This is a genomic window from Deltaproteobacteria bacterium (genome assembly GCA_016234845.1).
Taxonomy (GTDB): Bacteria; Desulfobacterota; Deferrimicrobia; order Deferrimicrobiales; family Deferrimicrobiaceae; genus JACRNP01.
The window spans coordinates 1-8,846 of record JACRNP010000099.1 but is presented as its reverse complement, the minus strand read 5'-3'; the positions used below and the strand labels follow the sequence as shown (position 1 = coordinate 8,846).

Sequence of the window (8,846 nt, the reverse complement as noted above, 5' to 3'; positions counted from 1 at the left end):
GGACGTCGTCATCCACTCCGCGACCAAGTTCATCGGCGGCCACGGCACTTCGATCGGCGGGGTGGTGGTCGATTCCGGGAAGTTCGACTGGGGGAACGGGAACTTCCCCGAGTACACCGAGCCCGATCCGTCGTACCACGGGCTGAAGTTCCACGAGGTCTTCGGGAACTTCCCCGGCCTCGGGAACGTGGCGTTCATCATCCGGCTCCGGGTCACGTTGCTGCGCGACCTCGGGCCGGCCCTTTCGCCGTTCAACGCGTTCCAGTTCCTGCAGGGGCTGGAGACGCTCCACCTCCGGATGGAGCGGCACAGCGAGAACGCGCTCGCGGTGGCGCGGTTCCTGAAGAAGCACCCCAACGTCTCGTGGGTCAACTTCCCGGGGCTTCCGGACCATCCGTCGCACGCCTTGGCGAAGAAGTACCACCACCGCGGCCTGTTCGGTGCGATCCTTGGATTCGGCATCAAGGGGGGGATCGAGGCGGGGAAGAGGTTCATCGACTCCCTCGCGCTCTTTTCCCACCTCGCGAACATCGGCGACGCGAAGAGCCTCGTGATCCACCCGGCGTCGACCACCCACCAGCAGCTGACGGCGGAAGAGCGGCTCGCCACGGGGGTCACGGACGATTTCGTCCGCCTGTCCGTCGGTCTGGAGCACATCGACGACATCCTCGCCGACCTCGACCAGGCGCTGCGGAAGAGCTGACCGGGGCGACGGTACGATCGGCCGGGGCCCGGATCGGTTCCGAGGCCCCGGTTTTTTTCCTTTCGTACTTGACATGAACGTTAAGTAGAAGTATGAAATAATATATCGAGGACCCCGTCCGGGGAAGCACGCGTGCGAGGTGAGGCCATGATCTCGGAAAAGATCCTGCAGGGCGCGGAATACCTGATCAAGGACGTTTCCCCCGCCGACGTCTTCACCCCGGAGGAGTTCACCGGGGAACAGCGGGCGTTGGGCGACACGACGGAAGCGTTCCTCCGGAACGAGGTGCTCCCCAACGTGGAGAAGCTCGAGCACCACGACTTCGGCCTCCTGGTCTCCCTGATGCGCAAGTTCGGGGAGCTGGGGATGCTCATGATCGACGCCCCCGAGGAGTACGGCGGGCTCGAGCTCGACAAGGTCACCAGCCTGGTCGCGGCCGAGAGGGCGTCGATGTACGGCGGATTCTCCACCGCGTACGCCGCGCACTCCGGCATCGGCACGCTGCCGCTCGTATACTACGGGACGAAGGCGCAGAAGGAGAAGTACCTCGGGAAGATCATCACCGGGGAGTGGCTCGCCGCCTACTGCCTCACCGAGCCCGACTCCGGCAGCGACGCGCTGGGCGCCCGCACCTCCGCGACCCTCACCCCCGACGGGAAGCATTACCTCCTGAACGGCACCAAGCAGTTCATCACCAACGGCAGCTTCGCCGACATCTACACCGTCTTCGCCAAGATCGACCGGGAGCATTTCACCGCCTTCCTGGTCGAGCGGACCTTTCCCGGCGTGAAGCCGGGCGCCGAGGAGAACAAGATGGGGATCCGCGGATCCTCCACGACGCAGCTGATCCTCGAGGACGCCCGCGTCCCCGTCGAAAACGTCCTGGGCGAGATCGGGAAGGGTCACAAGATCGCGTTCAACGTCCTGAACGTGGGGCGCCTCAAGCTGGGCGCCTGTGTCGTCGGAGGCGGGAAGTACGCATTGGCGGAAGGGGTGAAATACGCGAACCAGAGGAAGCAGTTCGGCGTGACCATCGGGACCTTCGGCGCCATCCGGGAGAAGGTCGCGGACATGGTGGCGGGACTGTTCGCCTCCGAATCGGTGGCGTACCGCGTGGGCGGAATGGTCGACGCCCGCCTGGCGATGGTCCCGAAGGGGATCCCCGACTACTACGACGCGTACCAGCGCGGGATCGAGGAGTACTCCATGGAGTGCGCCATCGCGAAGGTGTTCTGCGGCGACGTGCTGGCCCTGGTGGCGGACGAGGTGGTCCAGATCTTCGGCGGGTACGGGTACATCCAGGAGTACCCCGCGGAGCGGATCTACCGCGACGAGCGGATCAACCGGATCTTCGAGGGGACCAACGAGATCAACCGGATGCTGATCCCCGGGACCATGCTGCGGCGATCGAAGAAGGGCGAACTTCCGATGCAGGAAGAGGTGATGAAGGCGGTCGGCCGGCTGTCGGCGGCCCCCGGGGAGATTTCCGCGGCGCCGTTCGGCGCGGAGAAGGCGATGCTGCGGAACCTGAAGGACGCGTTCCTGGTCCTGGCCGGCGCCGCCGTGCAGCGGTTCCGGTCGAAGGTGAAGGACGAGCAGGAGATCCTGATCGCGCTGGCCGACGTGGCCATCGGCGCGTTCGCCGTCGAGAGCGCCGTGCTGCGGGCGGAGAAGATGGCCGCGTCCGGAAACGCGGCGGCCCCGCTGGCGGGGGCGGCCGCGCGGGTGTTCGCCTTCCAGTCGGCGGAGGCGTCGGTGTCCGCCGCGCGCCGCGCCGCGTTCTACATCGGCGAGGGGGCGACGCTGCCGATGCTCCTCGCCGGGGTCCGGCGGGCCGCCCGGTACGACGCGGCCGGGCTCCTGGAGGACAAGCGGCTGCTCGCCGCCGCCGCGCTCGACAAGGAGCGCTACCCGCTCTGAGTCGACGGACTCCGCGCGCGTAGGGCGCCCCGACACGAGCTTCGCGCCGTCGGGGTACCCCGCAACAGTACGAACAGAGGGGCACAGCGGGGGGAAGTCCCCCGCCCCGCCACGAGCTTCGCGCCGGCGGGGTACCCCCGCGAAGGAGTGCCTCGGGGGCACGAGCCCGTAGCGCGATGGGATTCCGTTGTGGAAATCTGTACTACAATGTGCCCACTATCAGCGATCATCGGGAGGTAGCCGGATGAGGAAGCTCGTCATCGCGCTGTCGCTGCTGCTGCTGTCGTCGCAGGCGTTCGCGCTGGATGTCGCGGGGGTGAACGTCGCACCGGCCGTATCGTTCGGGAAGAAGTCCCTCTCCCTCAACGGGACGGGGATCCGGAAGCGGCTCTTCATCAAGGTGTACGTCGGCGCGCTCTACACGGAGCGGAAGGCGTCCTCGCGCGAGCAGCTCCTCGCGGATGCCGGCGACAAGCTCGTCCGGATGAGCTTCGTCTACAAGAAGGTCGAGAAGGAAAAGATCGTCGAGGCGTTCGCCGAGGGGCTCGCGAACAACGCGCCCGACGTCGCCGGGAGCCCCGACGCGAAAGCGTTCCTCTCCTGGTTCACCTCCGACTTCGTCGCCGGCGACACGGTGGACATCGCCCTCGGGGCCGACGGGACCGTGTCCGCGACCCACAACGGGAAAGCGCTGGGAACGGCGCGCAACCCTTCGCTTGCGCGGGCGGTGCTGCTCATCTGGTTCGGGTCGAAACCGGCGGACGCTGGGCTGATGAAGGGGATGCTGGGTCAGGGGTAGCCGAGCGGGGAGGGACTACCGCGGGGCGCCGTAATAGTCGCGGGGCGCCGTAATAGTCGACGATCCGCTTCCGGTACTCCGCGATGTCCCGCGCGAGAGACGACAGCTTTCCGATCCTCCGGTGGATCGCTTCCGTGTGGGAGTCGAGCAGTTCGATCAGCCGCGGCATGATCCTGTCCGGGACCTTCGTCTCGCTGTAGATTTCCGCCAGCTCCTGCATCTGCTTGAGCGTGAGTCCCAGCTCCTTCACCTTCAGCACGAACTTGATCCGGCGGATGTCGTCCTTCGTGTAGTACCGGATCCCCCCCTCGGTCCGCTGCGGCGGGTCGATCAGCCCCATCTGCTCGTAGAGCCGCAAGGTACGGGCCGTTACGCCGAGGGCGCGGGAGAGCTCCCCGATCTGCTGCTGGTCTTCCCGGTTCAGTCGCATAATTGACCTCAACGTCAATGTTAGCCATTGGACCCCTTCATGTCAATGGAGGCGGGGGTAGGTCGTCGGAAACCCGACGATCCTTCCTGCACCTTGACGACTTTCGTGATGAAGTGCAGCGATCGATTGAATACCATCCCCGCCGGCCATGGATACAGTGGAATTCGCCCTTCCCAGATTTCCACGCAGAGCCCAAGACCCCGAAAGATTTCTCGCCAGGTTGCCTCGTCCAGATATCGATAGCGAATCGGGACCCCGTGCGGCCGGTTCCCCACCCAATCCATCAAACCCAGCAGGACGTGGTCCAGCATGCCGTCGCACACATGATCCTTGATTACCATGCCCGACCGGGCGACGCGGTTTCCCTCCGCGAGCAGCGCGCCCGGGTTCCCGGCATGGTGCAGGGTATCCACGAACAGGACCCAATCGAAGCTGCGATCCGCGTACGGCAAAGTCGTGCCGTCATAACGGGACACGGGGATGCAGGTCTCCGGTCGGACAAGAACATCCACTCCCTCGATGGTCAGCCCGGATCGCGATTCCATGATCAGCGCATCGATCCTTGCGTCCCCGGCTCCGACGTCGAGGACCCGCCCGTGACGAGGAAGCACTCCCCCGAGGATGTTCGCAAGGACTTGCGTCCGGCGAGACATTACCCAGCGACCGTGGGCCCGCCGGATCGCTTCAAGCATCTTCTCTCCGGGGGGAAAGCCGATTCTGAAGCCCCAGCACGCTCAGGAAAAATCCGGCAAGCCCCGTTTGAAGTCCGAGGATCATGGCCGTCACCGAAGGGATGACGAAGCGAAGCGTCATTCGGGGATCGAGGTCGCCGAAGTGCGATATTGCCCAATATCGCAGGGAGTAGACCGAGCCGGCAAGGCCGCACAGAAAAAACGCCCCTCCGAAGAACAAGCCCCACTCGAACGTTCGAAGGCCTGCAACCCGCGCAAACAGGGACGACACCGGCAGCAGCCGTTGGGTAACGGCGAAGACCCGTGCGAACACGCCGAAAAGTACGGCCTGGAAACCGATCACCACGGAGGCGGAGGAAAATAGCAGTGTATGGACGTCGAAAGTGACCTTTCCGATCTGCAATGGACCACGAGTAAGGGGGACGCCCAGGATCAGTCCCATGAGCATGAACATCGCACCCGGATACACGAATAACCAATTCGGACTGAAAAGCAGCATGAACCGAAGGTGGCGCCAGCCATCCCGCCATGTGCGGAGGTGGGGCTTGCGCCCCCTTCCATCCGGGGACAACACGGTCGGGACCTCGGTGATCCGCATACCGAGAAGGGTCGCCTTGATGACCATCTCGCTGGCGAACTCCATGCCGGGAGATTGGAGATCCATCCGCAAGGCCGATTCGCGGGAAAATCCCCGCATTCCGCAATGGAAATCCCCGGACGGGCACCCGAAAAAGATCTTCCCGATGGCGGTGAGAACGGGGTTTCCGAGGTAGCGATGAAGGAACGGCATCGCCCCGGGACGGATTCCTCCCCGGAACCGGTTGCCCATCACCAGCTCATACCCGTCCCGGAGTTTCTCCACGAACGGTCCCATGCGGTCCAGTTCGTAACTGTCGTCGGAGTCCGCCATGATGATGAACTTCCCGTTCGCCGCGGCGATTCCGGATCGAAGCGCGTTGCCGTACCCTCGTTCCGCAACCTCCAGCACCCGGGCTCCGGCCGATACGGCGATTTCACGGGAGCCATCGGTACTGCCGTTGTCGGAAATGAGCACTTCGCCCGCAGCGCCCATCTCGTCCAATGAGGCCATGGCCTTCCGGATGCACACGGGAAGGGTATTCGCCTCATTCAGACACGGCATGAGTACCGTGATTTCGATCGGTCTTCCGCCGATGTTCATCGGGCGGGGCCCGTTCGCGGCAATGGCGTACCCCCAATTGCCTCGAGTCTCCGTCTGGCTTCCTTGGCGGGAAAGGAGGTCGTATCCTTGTCGACGATCTGCCGGTATTGCTTTGCCGCCTCCTCGATACGGCCGGAGGATTCCAGCACGAAGGCAAGGTTCAGCCTAAGAGATGCGTTCGCAGGATGGCGGGAAAGCCCCGCCGAAAAGAATTCGAGCGAAAGCGAGGGGTCCCCGGCGGAATAGGCACAGAACCCGAGACGGTTGAAGTCTCCGTCGGACAGGACGGAACGGGGATCGATCCGCAGCAGCTCGGCATGCATCGCACCGGGATTCGCGCGCGCGGACCGAAGCAGCGACTCTTGATTCTCCCAGGGGAAGAACGTGTGGAACACCTCCGCACGCGAACGCATCGCGTCCGGCGAGCCGGGACGGACGAAGAGGTATGCGGCTCCCTCGATATGGACCAACTTCCACCCCAGGGCCGCGAAGACGGGTCCGCCATCGGCGGAGCCGGGGTTCCGCTCCACGATCGCGTAGTCCACGTTGTACGTATCGAGTACATCGACTGCGACCGAATGGGGGGAAAACCCCGCGTATTTCGTGAAATGATCCCAAGGGTAGGCATTGCCCCTTCCGTCGATGAATACCCGCTGGTTCGGATACAATCTCCAGGCGAGGAATCCCCCTTGATTGAACGAGTTGTACATACGACCTGTGAATCCTTTCGACAGTAGGAACTCGGATGTCCTTGCCGGATACTTTCGAAGGTCCGCTCCAAGACCTGCGGGATTGGAGCGGAATTCCAGGAACCCGATGTAGAACGCGGTTGCCAGAATGGGCGCGTAAAGAAGGGCGGAGAGGAACTTGACGTCGTACCTCGCGGCCGTCCAGTCGCGGTAGTCGTGAAATGATTTCACAACCCCCGGAAGGGCGAGTACGGCAAGGTATGCGACGAATCGTTTGGCACTCAGTCCCATCGCCCCGAATCCCGCGATCAACAGGACATCGCGGTGTCTCCGGCGCACCAGCGCAGGGAGCAGCCCCAACAGGACGAGGACCGCAAAGGCGGCAAACGCGGGATTCCTCCAGGATGGGTGTTGCAGTTCGGCTATTGGGAACGGGAAACGACGCGCGATCTCGAAGTTTTCAAGGATGTACAGGTAATTGTAGTGGAGGAAGGGGTTCACAAGAGAGCCCACAAAGAACGCGATACCGCCTGACAGCGCATCGCGGATCGATTCGCGATCCCGTTCGAATATGGCGGCGCATCCGAACAAGGCAATTCCGAGCACACCGAAAATGACTCCCGAGTGAAGGTTCGACCAGACGCATGCCGTAAGGAAAAGGCACAGGGGAAGTCGCTTGGGGCGAATGACCCAGAGGTAATGGACCGCGGCCAGGCCGAGGAGAGAGGCAAGATCCCCCCGAGGATCGAAACGCGAGCGGGCGGACAGCACGCCGATTGCGACCAGCGGAAGAACGAGGAACCATTTTGCCTGGGGGACATCGCGACGGATGGTTGTCATCACCAGCAGGAACGTGCCTGCGGCAAACCCGCATACGATGAATTGAACAGCGAGGAAACCTCCGAGGTTTTCCGCAAGTGCGATCAATGCCCCAAAGAGCCATTGGGTAAACCGCCATGGGTATTCCGGAAAAGTGTGCGACAAGGTGTTCGTAATGGGGAACTGGCCGTCGAGAATCATACGGCCCGCCGCCAGGTGCCACCACATGTCCGCATCGGACAACGGGGAAATTGCCGCCGCAAGGACCAATCCCCCGGGGACGAGCCGCCAAATCATAAAATCAACCGTTCGTTGAGAGGGATTCATCCCGGTGCCGAATGGGGCTTGGCGGCGCTTCCTCCGCAATGGTGTCGGGGCCGATGCCCCGCCCAAGATTCTACTCTGTTAGGCCTGCAGAGTAGAGGAGCTTTTGGTACACTTCGGGGTCATGGAAGGCGACGAACGGATGCATGACGGGATGCCGGCGGGCCCCCTCTTCGGCGAGCGGAAGTTGGAGGCGATCCTGAACAGCCTGGGCGAGGCCGTGATCACGGTGGACCGGGAACACCGGATCTCCCATTTCAACCGGTCCGCGGAACGATTGGTCGGTCTCCCGGCGGGCGAGGCCCTCGGGAGGGACTGCCGGGAGATCCTCCGTGCCTCCTTCGGTCCCGCGCAGAACGACTGCCCGATGGGGGAGATCGCAGATGGAGGAAAGCCGCGGGTCGACGTGGAGGGGACGCTGGTCCGCGCCGACGGCCGGATCGTCCCGGTGTCGGCGAGCTGGGCGTTCTTCGAAAGCGAGGGAGGGGAGATCCACGGCTTCGTGATCTCCTTCCGCAGCTTCGAGGAGATCGAGCGGATGGCGGAGGAGCGGAAAGGGCGGTTTCCGTTCCGCGACATCGTCGGCAGGACTCCCGTCATACGGCGGATCTTCGAGCTCGTGGAGGTGGTGAAGGACACCGACTCCACGGTGCTGATCACGGGGGAGAGCGGGACCGGGAAGGGGCTGTTCGCGCGCGCCATTCACGAGCTGTCGCCCCGGCGGGAGAAGCCGTTCGTCAAGGTCAACTGCGCGGCGCTGACGGATACGCTGCTCGAGTCGGAGATGTTCGGGCACGTGAAGGGGGCGTTCACCGGCGCGGTCGCCGACAAGGTCGGCCGCTTCGAGACGGCGAACGGCGGGACGCTCTTCCTGGACGAGATCGGGGAAATCTCCCCGGCGCTGCAGGTGAAGCTGCTGCGGGTGCTGCAGGACCGCGAGTTCGAGCGCGTGGGAAGCAGCCGCACGCAGTCCGCGGACGTGCGGGTGATCGCCGCCACGAACCGGGTCCTGAAGGAGGAGATGCGGGCGGGGCGGTTCCGGGAGGATCTCTACTACCGGTTGAACGTCATCCCGATCGCGGTGCCTCCGCTGCGCGAACGGCGGGAGGACATCCCCCTGCTCGTCGATCACGCGTTGAAATCCCTGCGGAAGCGGGGGCTGGACCGGGTGCGCGCCGTTTCTCCGGAGGCGATGCGGCGGCTGATGGAGTACCGGTGGCCGGGAAACATCCGGGAGCTGGAGAACGTCCTGGAGCGCGCCGCCGTGGTCTCCCGCGGTCCCGTGGCGGC

Annotated in this window: 8 protein-coding genes; 4 read left to right on the top strand and 4 right to left on the bottom strand. The window is 64.1% G+C overall.

Going from position 1 to position 8,846, the window contains the following annotated elements; genetic code table 11:
• From HZB86_07450 to HZB86_07440, 3 genes are all read left to right on the top strand, one after another.
• A partial coding sequence (locus HZB86_07450) for an O-acetylhomoserine aminocarboxypropyltransferase/cysteine synthase (protein MBI5905374.1) occupies positions 1-703 on the top strand: 703 nt, incomplete at its 5' end.
• Positions 704-853: 150 nt separating this feature from the next.
• The gene (locus tag HZB86_07445; GenBank protein ID MBI5905373.1) at positions 854-2,623 is read left to right on the top strand and encodes an acyl-CoA dehydrogenase family protein; all 1,770 of its coding nucleotides are present in this window, start codon (positions 854-856) and stop codon (positions 2,621-2,623) included.
• Between the two features lie 244 nt (positions 2,624-2,867).
• A complete protein-coding gene (locus tag HZB86_07440) occupies positions 2,868-3,422 on the top strand; it encodes a chalcone isomerase family protein (protein MBI5905372.1) in 555 nt (184 codons plus the stop codon).
• Here the strand turns inward: HZB86_07440 and HZB86_07435 are convergent.
• Genes HZB86_07435 through HZB86_07420 form a run of 4 tightly spaced genes read right to left on the bottom strand, consistent with a single transcriptional unit; the run spans position 3,358 to position 7,460 of the window.
• Positions 3,358-3,852 (bottom strand): MerR family transcriptional regulator, encoded by a 495-nt coding sequence (locus HZB86_07435; protein ID MBI5905371.1) that lies wholly within the window; start codon positions 3,850-3,852, stop codon positions 3,358-3,360. The two genes, HZB86_07440 and HZB86_07435, sit on opposite strands and share 65 nt — an antisense overlap.
• Positions 3,853-3,872: 20 nt before the next feature.
• A complete protein-coding gene (locus HZB86_07430; protein MBI5905370.1) occupies positions 3,873-4,544 on the bottom strand; it encodes a class I SAM-dependent methyltransferase in 672 nt (223 codons plus the stop codon).
• Positions 4,537-5,724, bottom strand: a complete 1,188-nt coding sequence (locus HZB86_07425) for a glycosyltransferase (protein MBI5905369.1) — start codon at positions 5,722-5,724, stop codon at positions 4,537-4,539. The genes HZB86_07430 and HZB86_07425 overlap by 8 nt, the downstream gene beginning before the upstream one ends.
• Positions 5,721-7,460, bottom strand: a complete 1,740-nt coding sequence (locus tag HZB86_07420; GenBank protein ID MBI5905368.1) for a tetratricopeptide repeat protein — start codon at positions 7,458-7,460, stop codon at positions 5,721-5,723. The genes HZB86_07425 and HZB86_07420 overlap by 4 nt, the downstream gene beginning before the upstream one ends.
• 220 nt (positions 7,461-7,680) lie before the next feature.
• Between HZB86_07420 and HZB86_07415 the strand changes: the two genes are divergently transcribed.
• Positions 7,681-8,846 (top strand): sigma 54-interacting transcriptional regulator (locus tag HZB86_07415; protein ID MBI5905367.1); only part of this gene is annotated, 1,166 nt, incomplete at its 3' end.